At 39.2% G+C, this 20,822-nt stretch carries 9 protein-coding genes; 8 read left to right on the top strand and 1 reads right to left on the bottom strand.

The annotated features are described in order from the left end of the window. Nucleotides 1-62: 62 nt before the first annotated feature. The 3 genes from nifJ (at nucleotide 63) to A0J48_RS01605 (ending at nucleotide 6,232) form a co-directional block, all read left to right on the top strand. On the top strand, nucleotides 63-3,746 hold the full coding sequence (gene nifJ, locus A0J48_RS01615) for a pyruvate:ferredoxin (flavodoxin) oxidoreductase (RefSeq protein ID WP_200319702.1): 3,684 nt from the start codon (nucleotides 63-65) through the stop codon (nucleotides 3,744-3,746). 144 nt (nucleotides 3,747-3,890) lie between these two features. Further along, a complete protein-coding gene (locus A0J48_RS01610; protein WP_200319700.1) occupies nucleotides 3,891-4,922 on the top strand; it encodes a dihydroorotate dehydrogenase-like protein in 1,032 nt (343 codons plus the stop codon). A 233-nt stretch (nucleotides 4,923-5,155) separates the two neighbouring features. Beyond that, a complete protein-coding gene (locus tag A0J48_RS01605; protein ID WP_200319698.1) occupies nucleotides 5,156-6,232 on the top strand; it encodes an ATP-dependent 6-phosphofructokinase in 1,077 nt (358 codons plus the stop codon). Nucleotides 6,233-6,400: 168 nt separating this feature from the next. Here the strand turns inward: A0J48_RS01605 and A0J48_RS01600 are convergent, their stop codons facing one another. Beyond that, entirely contained in the window at nucleotides 6,401-9,898 is a 3,498-nt protein-coding gene (locus A0J48_RS01600) for a PAS domain S-box protein (RefSeq protein WP_200319696.1), read from the bottom strand. A gap of 594 nt (nucleotides 9,899-10,492) precedes the next feature. Here A0J48_RS01600 and A0J48_RS01595 point away from each other — a divergent pair. From A0J48_RS01595 to A0J48_RS01570, 5 genes are all read left to right on the top strand, one after another. Beyond that, the gene (locus A0J48_RS01595) at nucleotides 10,493-11,362 is read left to right on the top strand and encodes a polyphosphate kinase 2 family protein (protein ID WP_200319694.1); all 870 of its coding nucleotides are present in this window, start codon (nucleotides 10,493-10,495) and stop codon (nucleotides 11,360-11,362) included. Between the two features lie 423 nt (nucleotides 11,363-11,785). Then, nucleotides 11,786-13,684 carry a CheR family methyltransferase gene (locus A0J48_RS01590; protein WP_200319692.1) on the top strand — a complete coding sequence of 633 codons (1,899 nt, stop codon included), beginning with the start codon at nucleotides 11,786-11,788 and terminating at the stop codon, nucleotides 13,682-13,684. A 335-nt stretch (nucleotides 13,685-14,019) separates the two neighbouring features. Further along, a complete protein-coding gene (locus A0J48_RS01585) occupies nucleotides 14,020-14,241 on the top strand; it encodes a DUF4327 family protein (RefSeq protein ID WP_200319690.1) in 222 nt (73 codons plus the stop codon). A 1,160-nt stretch (nucleotides 14,242-15,401) separates the two neighbouring features. Then, the gene (gene ppsA, locus A0J48_RS01575; RefSeq protein WP_200319686.1) at nucleotides 15,402-19,025 is read left to right on the top strand and encodes a phosphoenolpyruvate synthase; all 3,624 of its coding nucleotides are present in this window, start codon (nucleotides 15,402-15,404) and stop codon (nucleotides 19,023-19,025) included. Nucleotides 19,026-19,217: 192 nt separating this feature from the next. Beyond that, entirely contained in the window at nucleotides 19,218-20,732 is a 1,515-nt protein-coding gene (locus tag A0J48_RS01570; RefSeq protein WP_200319685.1) for a pyruvate kinase, read from the top strand. Nucleotides 20,733-20,822 lie beyond the last annotated feature (90 nt).

The raw sequence follows: 20,822 nt of genomic DNA, 5'->3' as shown, positions 1-20,822 counted from the left end.
TTTTATAAATTATTAATTCGCTAATTACCTAAAAGTTAAACAGTTTTAAAGGTTAAAAAAAGATGACAACTAAAAACTTTGCCACCATAGACGGTAATGAAGCAGTTGCCAAAGTCGTCTATCCACTCAATGAAGTTATTGCTATATATCCAATTACACCATCTTCACCGATGGCGGAATGGTCTGATGCTTGGATGAGTGAAAATAAACCTAATATCTGGGGAACTGTGCCTTCAGTAGTGCAGTTGCAGAGTGAAGGAGGAGTAGCTGGTGCTGTACATGGTGCTTTACAAACAGGTTCACTGACTACCACATTTACAGCATCGCAGGGATTAATGTTGATGCTGCCGAATATGTACAAAATTGCGGGTGAACTTACACCTACAGTATTTCATATTGCAGCGCGATCGCTGGCTGCCCAAGCTTTATCTATTTTCGGTGATCATAGCGATGTCATGGCCGCTAGAAGTACAGGTTTTGCCATGTTATGCGCTGCTTCTGTGCAAGAAGCCCAAGATTTTGCCCTCATTTCTACACGCGCAACTTTAGAATCACGCATACCTTTCCTACACTTTTTTGATGGTTTTCGCACCTCTCACGAAGTCGATAAAGTAGAAACATTAACAACAGAAGATTTACAAAAATTCATCCCCATAGAATTAGTAATAAATCATCGTTCACGGGCTTTAACACCTGATAGACCAGTATTAAGAGGAACAGCCCAAAACCCCGATGTTTACTTTCAAGCCAGGGAAACCGTTAACCCGTTTTATTTAGCTTGCCCAGATATCACTCAGAAGGTAATGGATGAATTCGCCCAAATGACAGGGCGAGAATATCAACTATTTGAATATCATGGAGATCCAACAGCAGAAAGAATAATTATCCTCATGGGTTCTGGTTGTGAAACAGTTCATGAAACCGTAGATTATCTTAATAAACAAGGGGAAAAAGTTGGTGTAGTTAAAGTTAGATTATATCGACCCTTTGACACCCAAAGATTTATTGATTCTTTACCAAAAACCACTCAAAGTATTGCAGTTTTAGACAGAACAAAAGAACCTGGTGCAATAGGTGAACCACTCTATACAGATGTTGTTACTGCCATTCAAGAAGCAAATCCAAAATCTAAAATCCAAAATCTAAAATTGATTGTGGGTGGAAGATATGGTTTATCATCTAAAGAATTTACACCTGCGATGGTAAAAGCTGTATTTGATAATTTGACTGTTGAAACACCAAAGAATCATTTTACAGTTGGTATTAACGATGATGTCACCCATACCAGCCTAGAATATGACCCGGAATTTAATATTGAACCAGATAGCATAGTTAGGGCGATTTTCTATGGTTTAGGTGCAGATGGTACAGTTGGGGCAAACAAAAACTCCATCAAAATTATCGGGGAAGAAACTGATAATTACGCCCAAGGTTACTTTGTTTACGACTCTAAGAAATCGGGTTCTGTTACCGTTTCTCACCTGCGCTTTGGTTCTCAACCAATTCGTTCTACCTATTTAATCACCAAAGCTAACTTTGTCGCTTGTCATCAATGGGAGTTTGTAGAAAAATTCCCAATGTTGAAAGATATTGTTCCTGGTGGCACATTCTTGCTTAATTCACCATACAACAAAGATGAAGTTTGGGAAAAATTGCCAGCTTCCATGCAGCAAGAGATAATTAACAAAAATCTCAAATTCTATGTTATCAACGGCTATAAAGTTGCCCGCGAAGCGGGAATGGGTGGACATATTAACACAGTCATGCAAGTTTGTTTCTTTGCCGTTTCCGGTGTTTTACCCAGAGAAGAAGCGATAGCAGAAATTAAAAAATCAATTCGTAAAACCTACGGTAAAAAAGGTGAAGAAATCGTCCAAATGAATATTCAAGCAGTTGATAAAACCTTGGATAATCTATTTGAAATAACCACTAAAGAACTGAAAACAGAACTGTCACCTGTCACCTGTCACCTGTCACCTATACCCGATTACGCACCTGCATTTGTTCGCAATGTTTTAGGCAAAATGATTGCCCGTGAAGGTGACGATTTACCTGTGAGTGCATTACCAATAGATGGTACATATCCCACCGGTACATCGAAATGGGAAAAACGCAATATTGCCCAAGAAATTCCTGTTTGGGACCCCAACGTTTGTATTCAATGCGGTAAATGCGTGATGGTATGTCCACACAGCGTTATCCGCAGTAAAGTTTATGAACCAGAACAATTAGAAAATGCCCCTACAACCTTCAAGAGTGCCAATTCTAAAGAAAATGATTGGCATGATTTGAAATTTACCATTCAAGTAGCCGCAGAAGATTGTACAGGTTGTGCTTTGTGCGTTGATGTATGTCCGGCTAAAAATAAAGCCGAACCACGCAAAAAAGCCATTAATATGGCAGAACAAAGACCAATCAGAGAACAAGAACGAGAAAACTGGGATTTCTTCTTAAGTTTACCAAATCCAGACCGACGGAATTTGAAGTTGAATCATATTAATCAACAACAAATGCAAGAACCATTATTTGAATTTTCTGGTGCTTGTGCTGGATGTGGAGAAACACCCTATATTAAACTAGTAACGCAATTATTTGGCGATCGCATGATAGTGGCCAACGCCACCGGTTGTTCATCTATCTACGGTGGTAACTTACCTACCACACCTTGGACAAAAAACGCTGATGGTAGAGGTCCAGCCTGGTCTAATAGTTTATTTGAAGATAACGCCGAATTTGGTTTAGGATTCCGCGTTTCCATAGATAAACAAGCCGAAACAGCAGCTTACTTACTCCAACAACTCGCACCCCAACTAGGAGACAATTTAGTTACTGCAATTCTCAATGCAGAACAAAAAGACGAAGCAGATATTTATGAACAAAGAGAACGGGTATCTATTCTCAAACAAAGATTAGATCAAATTCTTCTATCTGCAACAGAAACTCTGCAAAAATCTCAAATTCTCAATCTAAAATCCCTTGCTGATTATTTAGTGAAAAAGAGTGTTTGGATGATAGGCGGTGATGGTTGGGCCTATGATATCGGTTACGGTGGATTAGATCATGTAATTGCTAGTGGACGCAATATCAATATTTTGGTATTAGACACAGAAGTTTATTCTAACACTGGCGGTCAAATGTCCAAATCTACCCCCAAAGGTGCAGTAGCAAAATTTGCCGCAGGTGGTAAACCAGCAGCCAAAAAAGACCTAGGTTTAATAGCCATGACCTACGGTAACGTTTATGTTGCTAGTGTGGCTATGGGTGCAAGAGACGAACACACATTAAAAGCCTTCTTAGAAGCCGAAGCTTATGATGGACCATCATTAATTATTGCCTACAGTCATTGTATTGCTCATGGCATTAATATGAGTACAGCCATGCAAAATCAAAAAGCTGCTGTAGACTCTGGACGCTGGTTATTGTACCGCTATAACCCCGACCGTGTGCAACAAGGACAAAACCCATTACAACTTGATTCACGCACACCAAGAATACCAGTAGAAAATTCCATGTATATGGAAAACCGCTTCAAGATGTTGACCAAAATTAACCCAGAAACGGCTAAACAACTACTGCAAGAAGCCCAAGCAGATGTTAATACCCGTTGGCAAATGTATCAATATTTAGCCGCGAGAAAATTACAAGAAAATCAACATCAAGAACCAGAAACCAAACCAGTTGAAAATACTCCCAAACAACCAGAATCAAACAATAACCACAAAGGTGTAACAACCTCCAACCGTTAAAAAAGATGGGGAGATGGGGAGATGGGGAGAATATCTTTCTACCTATTCCCTATTCCCTGTTCCCTATTCCCTATTCCCTATTCCCTATTCCCTGTTCCCTATTCCCTATTCCCTATTCCCTATTCCCTATTCCCTAACAAACTTATGAATATAACAACAACATATCTCGGTTTAGAATTAAAATCTCCCCTTGTACCTTCAGCTTCTCCCCTTTCCCAAGAAGTTGACAACATTAAATTAATGGAAGATGCTGGTGCTGGTGCAGTAGTAATGCACTCATTATTTGAAGAACAATTAACTTTAGAAAAATACGAACTTCATCATCATCTCACCTACGGTACAGAGAGTTTTCCAGAAGCTTTAACTTATTTCCCTGAACCCACAACTTTCCGAGTCGGTCCAGAAGAATATTTAGAACATATCCGCAAAGCTAAAGAACAAGTAGAGATTCCTATTATTGCTAGTTTGAATGGTTGTTCTGTGGGAGGATGGACTAATTATGCCACTATGATGGAACAAGCAGGAGCATCAGCCTTAGAACTGAATATTTATTATGTTCCCACAGATTTAGACCTGACGAGCCATGAAATAGAAAACACATATATTGATATTCTCACCAGAGTTAAAGCCGCAGTTACTATTCCTGTAGCTGTAAAACTCAGCCCCTATTTTACGAATACTGCAAATATGGCTAAACGTTTAGACCAAGCTGGGGCTAATGGTTTGGTATTATTTAATCGTTTTTATCAACCAGATATTAATTTAGAACATTTAGAGGTAGAACCCCATGTACTATTAAGTACACCGCAAGATATTCGTTTACCTCTGCGCTGGATAGCTATTCTTTATGGTCATATTCAAGGAAGTCTAGCAGCAACTAGCGGTATTCATAATGCCCATGACGTGATCAAAATGTTGATGGTTGGGGCAAATGCAACCATGCTTTGTTCTGTGCTATTACGGCATGGCATTGATCATATTCGTTGTTTAGAAAAAGACCTGCGGGAATGGATGCTAAACCATGAATATGAATCTGTTAAACAAATGCAAGGTAGTATGAGTCAACTCAACTGTCCTGATCCTAGCGCCTTTGAACGCGCTCAATACATGAAAGCTTTGCAAAGTTACAAACCTGAGTGGGGTAGACAAGTACAGATGTCAACTCAAATTAGGTGACAGGTGACAGGTGAAGCAGCGCGGTCTTGGGGGTTTCCCCCATGTTGGCGTAAGCCTTCCCGTAAGGGTGCGACTGCTGAACCCGATAGCGCAGCGTGGCGTAAGCCATAGGGTGACAGGTGACAGTGAAGAGAAAGAAAGCAAAAGGCAAAAGTTTTTAAATTTTGATGTTTGAATTTATTTCTCTCCTGACTCCTACACCCCTACACCCCTACACCCCTACACCCCTTCTTATGAAAAAACGTATCGGTATTCTTACTAGTGGTGGTGACTGTCCTGGTCTAAATTGTGTGATTCGTGCTGCTGTAAGCCATGCGACACTCACATACAATTGGGAAGTCGTCGGTATTCCTTATGCCACTCAAGGGTTATTAGAACGGCAAACTGTGCCTTTAAATATGCACGGTTGGGACTTGCGCGGTATTGACCCTTTATTAAATATGGGGGGAACAATTTTAGGTAGTATCAATAAGGGGGATACTTTAGCTTCCGCTAGTGAAATTTTAGCTAGTTATGAAGCTCTGGGTTTAGATGCTTTAATTGCTGTAGGTGGAGATGGTAGTTTAAAGATTATTCATGAGTTGGCTACTTTGGGTAATTGGAATTTAGTCGGTATCCCCAAAACCATTGACCATGATGTAGCATTAACGGAACGTTCCATCGGTTTTGATACGGCAGTTAATACAATTGTGGATGCTATTAATCGTCTCACATTTACGGCTGCCAGTCATGACCGGGTGATGATTGTGGAAGTGATGGGACGCACTGCTGGGCATTTAGCACTTCACGCTGGTATTGCTGGAGGTGCAGATGTAATTTTAATTCCTGAACTTGCTTACAGTATTAAAGGTTTGTTTGATCATCTTACCCAATTGCGCGACCGCTGGCGGCGGAAATTTGCCATCATTGTCGTTGCTGAAGGTGCTTCTTCTTGTCTAGAAGATATAGAAAATGCTGCTAGTTGTACTGTTGCTAAATGTGGTCGAGGACAATACATTGCTGACCAAATTGCTAGTTGCAGTAATAACCAAATTGACACCAGAGTTTCGGTTTTAGGACATATTCAACGCGGTGGCATTCCTTCTGCTTTAGACCGTCTCACAGCCACAGTTTATGGTAAAACAGCAGTTGATTTAATTGCCCAAGAAAAATATGACCAAATGTTAGCATGGCAAAATGGACAAGTGATACCTATTCCCATCAACCAAGTTTTAGATCAAAGTCCATCACTTGTCAATACTCACAGTTATTTAATTGAAACTGCTCAAGCTTTAGGAATTTATGTAGGTAAGGTGACAGGTGACAGGTGACAGGTGACAGAAAGTAGAAGTTCAGGAGTATGGCTTACGCCACGCTGCGCTATCAGGAGTTCAGTAGTTCAGGAGTTCAGGAGTTCAGAAAGAAGAAGAAAGAAGTAATTTTTCCCCTGCCTCCCCTGCCTCCCCTGCCTCCCCTGCCTCTTACTTGTTCCCTATTCCCTATTCCCTATTCCCTTTTTCACAAATGATTTGATTCAAGTTTTGTAATAATTCATAGGCAGTGTAGGGTTTTAATAAAACTGCTTGTACTTCCATTTTTTCTGATTCGGGCATGACATCTTTGGTATTGAGTCCGCTACAAGCAATTACTTGCACCTTTGGGTTCATTTTTTGCATGGTGCGAATGGCAGTGACACCATCCATTTCTGGCATCATCATATCCATCAACACTGCACTGATATTTTTTTTGTGTTTGGCATAAAGAGCGATCGCTTCCATTCCATTACTAGCAGTTATAGTCTGGTAGTTGTGGTTCTCTAAAATAATTGTCGCTACATCACGAATTTGCGGTTCATCATCTACCACCAAAATCAACTCTCCTTTTCCCAGTGTTAATTTCGATTGATCTGGACTGGCGATTTGAGGACTTTCTATAGATGGTAGGAATACCTTGAATTTACTGCCTTTATCTACATGACTAGATACTGTGACAAAACCATTATGACTTTTAACAATTCCCAGCGCAGTTGACAAACCTAATCCTGTGCCACTACCAAATTCTTTGGTGGTGAAAAATGGCTCAAAAATTCTATCTAATGTTTCTGGAGTCATTCCCATACCTGTATCCGTGACAGTAATCACAATGTAATTTCCCACTTTGGACTCAAGATGCATCCGGGTATAGGCTTCATCAATATAAATATTGTCCGCAGTAATTTTGAGTTTGCCTCCTTCTGGCATGGCATCACGGGCATTAACTACCAGGTTCATCAATACTTGATGTAGTTGTGTGGTGTCTCCAGAAACAGTCCAAAGATTTTCTGGTATTTGGGTGGTAAATTCGATAGATTTGGGAAAAGTCTGTTTACCAATCTGCACAATTTCGGAAATTAGATGTCGCACTTGGACAATGCCACGTTCTCCTTTTAATCCTCGCGCAAAGGATAACACTTGTTTAACTAAAGCTGCACCGCGTTGGGCATTATTTTCAATGATTGTTAGTAGTTGGGGATGACGTTCTTCATCTTTGGCAAATCTACCTTTTAGTAATTGTGCTGCCCCTAAAATGGGTGTCAAGATATTGTTTAAGTCGTGGGCAATACCACCCGCTAAAGTACCAATACTTTCTAATCGCTGGGTGCGGAAAAATTGTTCTTCCAGTTGTTTTTTCTCTGTAATATCACTATCTACCACCAAGATAGATTTTGGTTGTCCATCGGCATCAAACATCAGTGTCCAACGACTTTCAACAATAATTTCTCTACCCAATTTGGTTTTTTTGCGTAACTCACCTTGCCAAGTTCCCGACTTAACTACAGTTCTGAGTGCAGTTGCTTCTTGTTGGAGTGAATGTTGAGAACAGAACAAATCCTTGAGGTTTTTACCCACAGCTTCATGTTTGTGCCAACCGTATATCCTCTCTGCACCTTGATTCCAAAATAAGATTTCTGTTTGGAAATCTCGCACAAAAATTGCATCGGTGGCGATATCTAATAATGCTGCTTGTTCAGATAGGGTTTGTTCTTTTTGCTTGCGATCAGATATATCTCTAGTTGTACCAATGATCCTGGTGGGTTGACCTTGTAAGTCTTGCTGGACTTTGCCAGTACCTCTTAACCAGTGCAGACTACCATCAGACCAAATCACCCGATATTCTACGGTAAATTCGCCGTTTTCCTCAATGGCGCGATTCACAGCCTGAATGCAAAGCTCACGGTCTTCAGGATAGATTAAGCTGAAGAACTCTTCATGGGATTCAGGACATAAAGTACCTCTTGTTAAACCGTAAAGTGGCCCCATGTTATCAGACCAGATACATTGATTAGTGGTAAGGTTGCGCTCCCATATACCCATATTGACTGTTTCTAAGGCTAAAGTCAGTCGTGCTTCACTGTCTCGCAGGGATTCTTCAGCTAGTTTACGTTCAGTGATATCTTCGGTAATGCCACCATAGTAAAACTTATCATCTTGTTCATTCTTCATGGGAAAGCATCTAGCCCAGAGCCAGCGAATTTCGCCGTTAGGATGGATGATGCGATACTCTAAACTAGTACCTTCACCTTTTTGATGTCGCTCTGCAATTTCTGTCAAGATGCGATCGCGGTCTTCTGGATGAATGGCTTCTCTCCATGATTGAGGATTTTCCCGCAGACTTTGGCAAGAACGACCCCACATTCTCTCATAAGCAGGATTTACATAGACAATTTCACTACAATCTTGAGAATAAATCCAGATGTGTGACTGGAGATTTTCTCCAAATTGCCGAAATTTCGCCTCACTTTCCTTCAATGCTGCTTCTATCTGCTGACGCTCAATGATTTCTTGTTCTAAAGCTTGATTAGCAACTATCAACTCTTTTGTTCTCTCTGCTACTCGTTTCTCCAATTCATCAGAACTTTGACGTAGTGCAATTTCTGCTTGCTTGCGATCGCTAATATCAGATAATAACCAACTCCAACCATGCCACTGACCTTGGCGATCATATACAGCCCTTAATCTCACACTGGCAGGAAAAGGCTTTCCTTCTCTCGGTTGCAGGTAAATTTCCCATTCTTGGAAGTGCTGGGAATTTCTGAGATGGGAGATAACAGCATGGCGGTCTGATGGAGCAATAAAAACCGTGATTGGTTTCCCTACCAGGTATTTTGGATGTACTAAAAGCAAGGATGATGCCGCATGATTAGCCTCTTGAATAATGCCCAATTTATCCGTTACTAAATAACCATCCGGTGTAAATTCAAATAAATCCTGATAACGTCGGCGCTCTAATTCTGCCATCTCACGAGCAGCAGCTAGTTGTTCGTTCTGTTTACGTATTTCTTCTTCAACTATTTGTAATTCTTCTAAGGTTTCCTGTAGTTTTTCCTGAATTTGTATTTCTTTGGCTATTCTCTCCTCTACCCATGTTTTTAACAGATTATCAGTTTTGTCGTTTCCTCCCTCTAGGTGCTGATTTTTTTCGGGACATTTGCTGATATTTTGTAAAGTCTCTTGTACAGCTTCTACAACACTAACTATTTTTACCAAATCCATCTCTTGTAACAAGCGAGATTCTGTAACTATGCCTACTAATTTTTCTTGATCATCAATAATTGGTAAATATTGAGTTTGATATTTCTGGAAGAGCGATAAAACATTAGTAAGATGAGGTAAATCTGATTGCTTGAATGTGATCAATGGTTGCGTCATCACTTCGGCCATTGTGGTTTTGGATAAATCCATTCCCAAGGCTGTTATTTTCAGTACATCTATAAGCGTAAATATTCCTAATAATCGCCCTTCTTGTAACACTAAAATATAGTTATTTGCTTTTTGCTGTTGGTTGCTGTACAGTAATGATGCTGATACATGATTGAGCAGTCCACAACTGGGACTTTTTCCTTGCATCATCAAGCTAATAGCTGCAACCACAGGACTATCAGGGCTAATCGTCAAGGGATAACGATCAATAACTTGATGTAAAGAAGGCAAATCAATTAGATGATCGTTGAATTGCATAGGTATATAGCTGATTTTAATTATCTTAAATTATTGACTGTGAATAAAGTTTTGCTTAGAGCTTCGGCACACAGACTACTTACCTTTCCACTACTCATTTTAGATTACTATATTTTTTTGAAAAATTTCTAGATCCTCAGAAATCCAAAATCATCCTCATGGTGATTTATCTAGTTTAGACAGAAAAAATAGGACGTTGGTAACTGATAATTGGTAAGATTATTCCCTATTGAGATTTTACCAAGTAGCAAGTGACTATCAGCTGTTTTAGCTATTCAATTTCAGCTTACTTGATTCAAAATATGATGATTTATAAGTTTTGTAGATTTTTATTTAAAATTCTTAATAAAATCTTAATTGACTTGATGTCCAAAAAATGCAGTACACTTACCTGTCTCAGGGAATAGGGAATAGGGAACAGGGAATAGGTAACAGAGAATAGGTAAGGAATACAGGCATTTTGGTTTTCTTCTGCCTCCTGCCTCCTGAAGCAAGGGTTTTGACAAAAGTGTAAAGTGATGGAAAAATCAAGGTCGAGCAGAGAAAAACCCCTACACCCTCAACTCTTTGCATTTTGAAAGGATACTATTGAAAATGAATCATGATGCTTTTATTGTCTCTCCAGGTGCTAAGATTTCTTTAAAAAATGATTATGACCCATCCTATAAGGCAGAATATCACGAAAAAGCTGATGCCAAAATAAAATTACAAGCAGGTATTAAACAATTAGCAAAGTATCAAGATATCCTCTATGCCCAAAATACTTATGCCTTACTAATTATTTTTCAAGCGATGGATGCTGCTGGTAAAGATAGCACTATCAAGCACGTCATGTCTGGTATAAACCCACAAGGATGTCAAGTATTTAGTTTTAAAACACCCAGTGAGGAAGAATTGGACCATGATTACCTATGGCGGACAATGAAGGCGTTACCAGAACGAGGTAGAATTGGTATCTTCAACCGTTCATATTATGAAGAATTGCTAGTAGTGCGCGTACATCCAGAAATTCTCGAAAGGCAGCAACTACATTATACTCCTCAAGGTAATCAAATCTGGCATCAGAGGTTTGAGGAAATCAATAATTTTGAAAAATACTTAGTTAACAATGGGATTATTATCCTCAAGTTTTTTCTTAATGTCTCGAAACAGGAACAAAAAAAACGCTTTTTAGCTAGAATTGAATCACCAGAGAAGCATTGGAAATTTTCAGCCAGTGATGTGCGGGAACGGGGGTTTTGGGATGATTACATGACTGCTTATGAAGAAGTTTTTAATCACACTAGTACAGAATATTCTCCCTGGTATATTATTCCTGCTGATCGCAAATGGTTTACAAGGTTAGTTGTTTCGGAAATTATTTGTACAAAATTAAAAGAATTAAATTTACAATATCCCCAAGTTTCAGAACTGCATCACCAGAAGCTTTTGGAAGCTAAGAAAATTTTAGAGAGTGAAGATTAAGAGGTAAGTATTCAGCCGTCAGTTGTCAGCCGTCAGCTATGTACCTGGAATATTGAAATACAAAGAATCAAAAGAAACAGATGCTCTCTAACATACCTGAAATTAAAACTTCTGAATTTTTCCTATTACTGCTATTGGCTGTAAAGCCTGAAGGGCATAGCTGCGCTTACCGCCTAGCGTGGCGTAGTCACTTACTGATTACTTAAGCTAGGAATACTTACGAATACAGACATTTTTGTTTTCAATCAATATGTGCAATTAATTTTGCTTAGGTACTTACTTCATCATCCATAAGGAATATATTGCTGCATACTTGGTAATTTTGATAATAGTTATTGGTTACAATACGGGTAATTTTAGTTATGATGAACAAAGTCTACAGCATTAACCCAGACTAAACCTCGATACACTTTGAGTAACCCTATGACTTCCGAAGGAAAAAACCCCGATTTTGAAAATTTATTGCTTTACATTAGACAAAGTAGGGGTTTTGATTTTACAGGCTATAAAAGATCAACTTTAATGCGTCGCATAGACAAGCGGATGCAGTCAGTAAATATTGAAAGCTGTACAGATTATATAGACTATCTCCAAGTTCATCCAGAAGAATTTCATTATTTATTCAATACTATTTTAATTAATGTCACTGAATTTTTTCGAGATAATTCTGCTTGGGAACACCTAGCAACACAAATTATCCCCAATATTGTGAAATCTAAAAGTAGTGGTGAACAGATTCGCATTTGGTCTGCTGGTTGTGCTTCTGGAGAAGAAGCTTATACTCTAGCTATTCTCATAGCGGAAATATTGGGAATAGAGGATTTTCGTCAACGGGTGAAAATCTATGCTACAGATATTGATGAAGAAGCTCTTCAGCAAGCTCGTCAAGCTGTGTATTTAGTTAAAGATATGCAGATTATTTCACCAGAATTGCGGGATAAATATTTTGATTTAGTTGCTCACAAATATGTATTTCGCCAAGACTTGCGCCGTTGTGTCATTTTTGGTCGTCATAATTTAATTCAGGATGCACCGATTTCCCGGTTAGATTTGCTAGTATGTCGCAATACGATCATGTATTTCAATTGTGAGACCCAAGGACAGATTCTGGCACGGTTTCATTTTGCATTGAATGATGGGGGTTATCTATTTTTGGGTAAAGCAGAAATGTTGTTGATGCATTCTAATTTGTTCACACCTATAGACTTGAAGAACCGAATATTTACTAAAGTAACCTCTACTAATATACGAGATCGCTTGTTGGTCATGACAAATGCCACTGAAGATGAATATAATGACAGATTATCTAAATATATCAAACTCCGAGAATTAGTTTTTAATACAGCACAAATTGCCGAAATAGTCATTGATATCAATGGTTTATTAGTGATGATGAATGAGCAAGCACGCTCTTTGTTTAGTTTGTCACCAAGAGATTTAGAGCGTCCTTTTCAGGATTTAGAACTTTCCTATCGACCAATAGAGTTGCGCTCGCTGATTGAAAGAGCCTATAACGAACGTCGTCCTATTACTTTAACAAATGTCGAGCGGTATTTGTCTAATTCCGAAAAACAATATTTAGATGTACGAATTACACCTCTGCAAGATCATGATTTGAACTTATTAGGTGTCACTATTGCCTTTAATGATGTCAGTCGCTATATTAAACTTCAAGAAGCACTACAACGTTCTCAGCAAGATTTAGAAACCACTAATGAAGAACTCCAATCTACTAACGAGGAATTAGAAACCACTAACGAAGAACTTCAATCTACTAACGAAGAATTAGAAACCATTAACGAGGAACTTCAGTCTACTAATCAAGAACTGGAAACCATGAATGAAGAACTCCAATCTGCTAATGAGGAATTACAAACCATTAATTATGAATTAAGTCAGCGTACCTTAGAACTTAACCGTAATAATGTTTTTATCATTTCTATTCTCAAAAGTCTGCAAACGGGAATGGTAGTAATTGACAAAAGCTTTAATATTTTAATTTGGAATCATTTATTAGAAGATTTATGGGGATTACGAACTGAAGAAGTGATTAATAAATCCCTCTTTAGCTTAGATATTGGTTTACCATTAGAAAAGTTGCGCTCGCCTATCCGCGATTCTTTATTTGGGAAAACAAAATTTCAAGAAATGATTTTAGATGCAACTAATCGCCGGGGTAAACTCATCAAATGTTATATTGCTATCACTCCCCTCATCGACAAAGAAATTGAAGGTGTTGTTTTAATGATGGTAGATGTGGAGAAAATAAAAAGTATGATTTCTGCTCAAGAAATTGAAGCCAGACGACAGCAGCAACAATAAGGTTAAATACTTTTCAGCAAAGAGATTCATATTCCAACAGCAAGCAAAATATCTCACCTAGCAACGTAGACGCGCACGGGATTTTGAATTTAACTGCCCTCTGGCAGAAAGTATTATCTGGGCAAAACTGCACAAGCCGGATACTTTTCTGCAAAATTAAACTCGTTGTCATGCAAATCACATAACCCAAAGGGTGCTAAATTATTTAACACTGTTGATGGATAAATTTGTGATTGTTGACATCTTTACCGAAATTTTTGATAAATTTAAAGTAGAGGCAAAAAAAAATTTGTTTTTGTTTCTTAATTCCTTGATAAATAACGAGGTAACAAGCTATGGATACTGCTATCAAATACGACATCGAGGTTATCAAGGAAGAAGCAAGTCAACTTGCTAGAAAAGGACTTGTTAACCGTCAACAGCCAATTTATACCCTTTGTAAATTTATTCCTGATCGTGAATGGGCTGATTTTGAACATGAACTGGAAAAAAACGAATATTTACTCAGAGATCGAATTATTGACCTGCTTGGGTCGGAAATATGGACAGAAGATTAAAACAACATTGACTTAAGTCAGTAATTAGCAACGCCCAACATTAATTGTCCAAGCAATAGGTTACTAACTATCTCTTGAGAGAACATCGCGGATATGAATCAGCATCTTGAATTTTTCTGGGTACTTTAGCTAAAATAGTTTCTGGTAAGGAACTGGAAAGATTAAGCGTAATTACTGGCATTTCTTGCCAACAAGTACGGCAAAACCAGTAAGTTTCAGATCTGCGTATATGTTTTAAAAGGGAATCGGAGCAACAAGGACAGTAATTATTCATGCTGATTAAATCCTTTCATAAAAAGTGTTTGCCGTATCTAGAAGTCAATTAACCAGGCAATCTGATTGAAAAAATTTTTTTTTATTTATATATAGCCGTAGACAAGGCGGTTAGGACATTAACAGATGATAAAACGTAGACAATAAAAGCCTTTTAACTAAAGTCCCTCGATTTTGGATTGACGATTACCCTTCGGGAAGCCGAAGAAAGCGTCTATGGATTTTGGATTGACTCCACCCTCAAGTGTAGAGCTTGAAAATTTGGGATTTGGGATTGACGTTAGCGAAGCGTAAGCAGCGCAGCGAGTATTTTTCCGTCCTGAAGGACTCCAGACCCATACCAAATTTTTTTAATCTAAAATCTAAAATCTAAAATCTAAAATCTAAAATCTAAAATTCTCGTTTACCTGCTAAGAGTCACCTGTCACCTGCTATATCTAAAGTTTAACTGATAAATGTGAGAAAGTCGTGAGGATTGTTTTCATCTCAACATATACCTTAATATTGCTAAATAAATAAGGAGGTATTTACTCTAACTATATCTAAACATAATTTAATATCTTAGTTTCATCCTCCTTTGATACCCTGCCTACCTGAATGTGCAAGTTAAAAGAATGCAGAATTTAGAATTTAGAATTTAGAATTACGTTTTGCAACGGGGATTTTACGCCGACGCAAAACCCGCTGCTTGTAGAAGCAGGGGATTTTCACCCCCAAAGGTAAGTTAAAGATTTAACAGCTAATGTACTTGAAGTTTTTTAAAGTTAAATCCTCACAAGTTCCTCAAAATTTCTGTTGTATAAAAATAATTATGAAAACCAGAAGCAGAGAGATTTACTAAAAGCTTCTTGATCTAAATATTGATATAATTTAAAGGATTCTAAAATATGCTGGAAATACAAAGCAATCAACAAACCAATAGCCCAGCCTCCAAAGAACAAGCACTAGTCCTACCTTTTAATGCCGTTGGCATTGCAGATATTCCCTTTGTCGGGGGCAAAAATGCTTCCTTGGGAGAGATGATTCAGCAGTTGCGACCGCAAGGAGTAATGGTTCCGACTGGGTTTGCGACCACAGCTTATGCTTATAGATATTTCATCACCACAGCAGGTTTAGAAACCAAACTGAGAAAGATTTTTGCTAATTTAGATGTAGAAGATGTAGACAATTTGCGCCAATGTGGACAACAAGCGCGATCGCTCATGCTAGAAACCCCATTTCCGATGGATCTGCAAGAAGCGATCGCCCGATCCTATCAAACCCTCTGCCAAGAATACGGTCATGATACCGACGTTGCAGTCCGTTCTAGCGCCACCGCAGAAGACCTACCCGATGCTAGTTTTGCCGGACAACAGGAAACTTACCTCAACGTTCACGGACTCAAAAGCGTACTCGAATCCTGCCATAAATGCTTTGCATCCATTTTTACCGACCGTGCCATCTCCTACCGACAACTGAGAGGTTTCGATCATTTTGAAGTGGCACTGTCAGTAGGTGTCCAAAAAATGGTACGTTCTGATTTGGCTAGTTCTGGTGTCATGTTCTCCATTGATACCGAAACCGGGTTCAAAGATGCGGCATTAATTACAGCAGCTTACGGTTTAGGTGAAAACGTCGTTCAAGGTGCCGTTAACCCAGATGAATATTTAGTATTCAAACCCACCTTAAAACAAGGATATAAACCCATTCTGCAAAAACGTCTGGGAACAAAAGAAATTAAAATGGTTTATGATGTGGGCGGCACAAAATTAACTAAAAACGTCTCCGTCCTGCCCTCAGACCGCAACCAATTTGCTCTCAATAATGACGAGATTATACAACTAGCAAACTGGGCTTGCATCATTGAAGACCATTATTCCCAAGTCCGTGGTATAGACACACCAATGGATATTGAATGGGCAAAAGATGGTATCACTAATGAATTATTTATTGTCCAAGCTAGACCAGAAACAGTCCAATCTCAAAAAGCGAAAAACGTCCTCCGCACCTATCAATTAAAAGAAAAAGGTGAAGTTCTCCTCACAGGTCGTAGCGTTGGTGAAATGATTGGTCAAGGTAAAGCAAAAGTTATTTTTGACCCAACTCAAATTAACCTCTTCCAAGCCGGAGATGTGTTAGTAACCAACCGCACAGATCCAGATTGGGAACCAATCATGAAAAAAGCCAGTGCCATTGTCACTAACTCTGGTGGTAGGACTTGTTTTGATGGAGAGACGAAAATTCTCACCAATCAAGGTTTTATGACCATTCAGCAAATTTATGAACAAGGATATCAAGGATTATCAACTTTAGCCCTGAACACTAAAACCCATCAGATGGAATGGAAACCAATTATAGATGCAATGAAACGTACATCTCAAATAATTGGTGTGAGTGTATCTCAAACTGGGAAAGTTAGAGATAATTTCCTGCGGTTAACTCCTGATCATAAAATGGTCAATCTTAGGAATGGTGAATATACCAAAACTGAGATTCAAGAAATGTTAGATAATCAAGAAATGTTGCTTGTATCTCAGAATATTCCCACATTAGGTGATAGCAAAAATCAAGAAGCAGATTTAGCTTATCTTCTAGGAGGAATTGTCACAGACGGTTCAATTTACACCAGTCGCACTCATGGAGAAGTCCAGTTTATCCAAAAATGTTTACCAGAAAAACAAGCATTCATCGCTACTATGAATGAAAAAATGAATGCTATTTATGGTAAATCTTTTGCTGCTTGTGAGAAAGAAGTATCTTCAGGTTACATCCGAGGAAAACAGGTAAAAGGACAAGCTACAGCTTATCGTATTTATTCTAAGGCTATCGCCTATGACTTAAAAGAAAAAGAACAACAAATTACTCAAATTCTCTTAGAAAATACTCCAGAAGTTTCCTATCACTTTTTAGGAGGTGTAATTGATGGTGATGGTTGCTATGCTAACAACCGCATTAACATCTATATTTCTGAAGAGAACTTGCTACAAGCTGTGATTATTGCTTGTTTGAAAATCAATACTGTTCCTCAAGTTACTAAAAATCGCCATATCTACAATGTCCAAATTGTAGAAAAATTAGAGCAGATTTTACAATATACCCAACGAGTCAAAGGAGATGTTACTCCACGAACTATTCAAACCAGATTTTTTGCCGCTAACCAACTATTTAGTGACAATGTAACAGGTAAAATCAAATTAAGAAAAGATAAAAACTTACTTGTTTCCGATAAACAACTGAGTGAAATAAATCAATTTGCAGACCTTTTAAAAGGTGATATTCGGATGCAACGAGTTGTTCAAGTTGCAGATGCAGTAGACGCTGAAGTTTATAATATTACTGTTGCCGATCATCATAATTATCTGGTGTTTACGGATAAATATACTCCTGTAGTTGTTTGTAACTGTCACGCGGCGATAATTGCCAGAGAAATGGGAATTCCTGCCATTGTTGGCTGTGGAAATGCCACGACAATATTACAAACTGGCCAAGAAATTACCGTTAGTTGTGCTGAAGGTGAAACAGGCAAAGTTTATGCAGGTTTATTAAATTTTGAAGTCCAAGAATTACCTTTAGAAAACTTGCCTCGTACTCGTACTAAAATTATGATGAACGTGGGCAACCCAGAAGAAGCATTAGGTTTAACAGCAATTCCTAATGATGGTGTAGGTTTAGCACGGATGGAATTTATTATTGCTAACCACATCAAAGCCCATCCTTTAGCATTACTTCACTTTGATCAATTAGAAGACGAACTAGCACAATATAAGATTGCTGAGTTAACTTCTCAATACGAAAATAAAGCCGAATTCTTTATTGCTCAATTGGCACAAGGTATTGGTACAATTGCCGCAGCATTCTATCCCAAACCTGTAATTGTGCGTTTGTCTGACTTCAAGAGTAATGAATATGCAAACCTCTTGGGTGGTAGACAATTTGAACCCAAAGAAGAAAACCCAATGATTGGTTGGCGTGGTGCTTCCCGCTATTATGATCCTCGTTACCGTGAAGGTTTCGCCCTAGAATGTGAAGCCATGAAACGAGTACGAGAGGAAATGGGTTTAACCAACATGATTTTGATGGTTCCCTTCTGCCGCACTCCCGAAGAAGGAAGACGGGTACTTGCAGAGATGGCAAAAAATGGCTTGGTCAAAGGTGAAAACGGACTGCAAGTCTACGTTATGTGCGAATTACCCAGTAATGTGGTACTAGCAGACGAATTTAGCCAAGTCTTTGACGGCTTCTCCATTGGTTCTAACGACTTGACACAATTAACTTTAGGCTTGGATAGAGATTCTGAGTTAGTTGCCCATCTGTTTGACGAACGCAACGAAGCTGTAAAACGGACAATTGCTAAAGCGATCGCCACAGTCAAACAATTTAATCGCAAAATCGGTATCTGCGGTCAAGCACCAAGCGATTATCCAGAATTCGCCCGCTTCCTAGTTGAAGAAGGCATAGATTCAATCAGCCTCAACCCAGACTCTGTACTCAAAACTTTGTTGGAAATAGCTAAAGCAGAACAAGGTCAATAAATGACTGTGGGGTGTGGGGTGTAGGGTGTAGGGTGTAGGGCAAAATCAAGTCAAAAGTCAAAAGTCAAAAGTCAAAATTAAATAACTTTTTTCTCCCTGCCCCTCTGCCTCCCCTGCCTCCCCTGCCTCCCCTGCCTCCCCTGCCTCTTACCTGTTCCCTATTCCCCGTTCCCTTTATTACAAATTACGAATATGCAGTTATCTAATCTACAAACCAAAGATTTAGCAGGAATGAATCTTCATAATCCTGCTAATTTACTGAGAACATTAGAACAACTCCGTCAGTCTGTTGATGAAGAAGGTAGGGAAATATTTAATCAGTGGCGATCGCGCATTCAACGTCCAGCATTCATTAATAGTAGTCTTAACCTGGCCTATTACATGGCATTGCGAAGACATGATTTACGACCCATCCAAGCAGCATTGATGCCTTGGGGTTTGTCGTCTTTAGGGAGAATTGAAGCAAAAGTTTTACCGAATTTAGATGCTGTAATTGCCACTTTAGCAGCAGTTTGTGGACAAGAAACCAATCATCCTCCCATTGAGGCATTTTTTGAAGGCGATCGCTTACTTCAACAACACACAGAAGATTTGTTTGGCCAGACTCTGCACAACCGCCGGGTCAGAATTATGGTGACACTACCCAGTCAAGCCGCCAGCAATTATGAGTTTGTGCGGGATCTCATTTGCCAAGGTACTAACTGTGTGCGGATTAACTGCGCCCATGATACCGCACAAGAATGGTCAGCAATGATTGCTAATGTCCGCATGGCAGAAAAAGAAACAGGACATTCCTGTCGAATTCTCATGGATTTAAGCGGACCCAAACCCCGGATTCAATTTGCAGTCGCCCCCCATCCTAAAAAACGCATCTTTAAAGGGGAATCTCTGCTTTTGACCTACAATGCACCAACTACTATTGGTTCTACCTGTTTTCAAGCCAGTTGTAGTTTACCCCAAGTCCTCAAAGAACTAAAAATTGGTACAACCGTATGGATTGATGATGGTCATATAGGTGCGAGTGTAGAATCAATTACGCCAGAGGGGGTACATTTACGAATCACTCACACCCGCCTTAAAGGTGAAAAACTACTACCAGATAAAGGCATTAACTTTCCTTACACTGACTTACACTTAAGTTCTCTGACTGAGAAAGACAAACAAGATTTAGATTTTATTACTGCCCACGCCGATATGATTGACATCATCGGCTATTCTTATGTGCAGACACCAGAAGATATTGAACTTTTGCAAACAGAATTAGCAGCAAGATTACCAGAAAATTATCCTATCCCAGCCATAGTTGCCAAAATAGAAACTCCTTTAGCCGTCAGCAATTTGCCAGAGTTAATTGTCCAAGCAGCCGGTAAACAACCCTTGGGAATTATGATCGCTAGAGGAGATTTAGCCATTGAAATTGGTTATCAAAGATTGGCAGAAATTCAAGAAGAAATACTGTGGTTATGTGAAGCTGCCCACATACCCGTAATTTGGGCAACTCAAGTATTAGAAAATCTCGTCAAACAGGGAATGCCATCACGGGCAGAAATGACCGATGCCGCAATGGCAGAAAGGGCAGAATGTGTGATGTTAAATAAAGGACCCCATATTGTCGAAGCAGTGGGAATTTTGGATGATGTCCTCACCAGAATGCAAGCCCATCAAATGAAGAAAACTCCTCAATTGCGGGCTTTACATTCTTGGTAACGGAAGGAGGCAGGGGAGCGGGGGAGCAGGGGAGCAGGGGGCAGGGAGCAGGGGAGCAGAGGAGCATGGGAGCAGGGGCAGGGGGCAGGG

The organism is Sphaerospermopsis aphanizomenoides BCCUSP55 (assembly GCF_001586785.1).
GTDB classification, from domain to species: domain Bacteria; phylum Cyanobacteriota; class Cyanobacteriia; order Cyanobacteriales; family Nostocaceae; genus Sphaerospermopsis_A; species Sphaerospermopsis_A aphanizomenoides_A.
Note: the sequence above shows the minus strand (reverse complement) of the source record. Positions and strands in the feature narration are given on the sequence as shown.

Coding starts and splice junctions, on each gene's coding strand:
- A0J48_RS01610 (WP_200319700.1), top strand. CDS start 3,891: ATGAATATAACAACAACATATCTCGGTTTAGAATTAAAATCTCCCCTT.
- A0J48_RS01570 (WP_200319685.1), top strand. CDS start 19,218: ATGCAGTTATCTAATCTACAAACCAAAGATTTAGCAGGAATGAATCTT.
- nifJ (WP_200319702.1), top strand. CDS start 63: ATGACAACTAAAAACTTTGCCACCATAGACGGTAATGAAGCAGTTGCC.
- ppsA (WP_200319686.1), top strand. CDS start 15,402: ATGCTGGAAATACAAAGCAATCAACAAACCAATAGCCCAGCCTCCAAA.
- A0J48_RS01585 (WP_200319690.1), top strand. CDS start 14,020: ATGGATACTGCTATCAAATACGACATCGAGGTTATCAAGGAAGAAGCA.
- A0J48_RS01590 (WP_200319692.1), top strand. CDS start 11,786: ATGACTTCCGAAGGAAAAAACCCCGATTTTGAAAATTTATTGCTTTAC.
- A0J48_RS01600 (WP_200319696.1), bottom strand. CDS start 9,898: ATGCAATTCAACGATCATCTAATTGATTTGCCTTCTTTACATCAAGTT.
- A0J48_RS01595 (WP_200319694.1), top strand. CDS start 10,493: ATGAATCATGATGCTTTTATTGTCTCTCCAGGTGCTAAGATTTCTTTA.
- A0J48_RS01605 (WP_200319698.1), top strand. CDS start 5,156: ATGAAAAAACGTATCGGTATTCTTACTAGTGGTGGTGACTGTCCTGGT.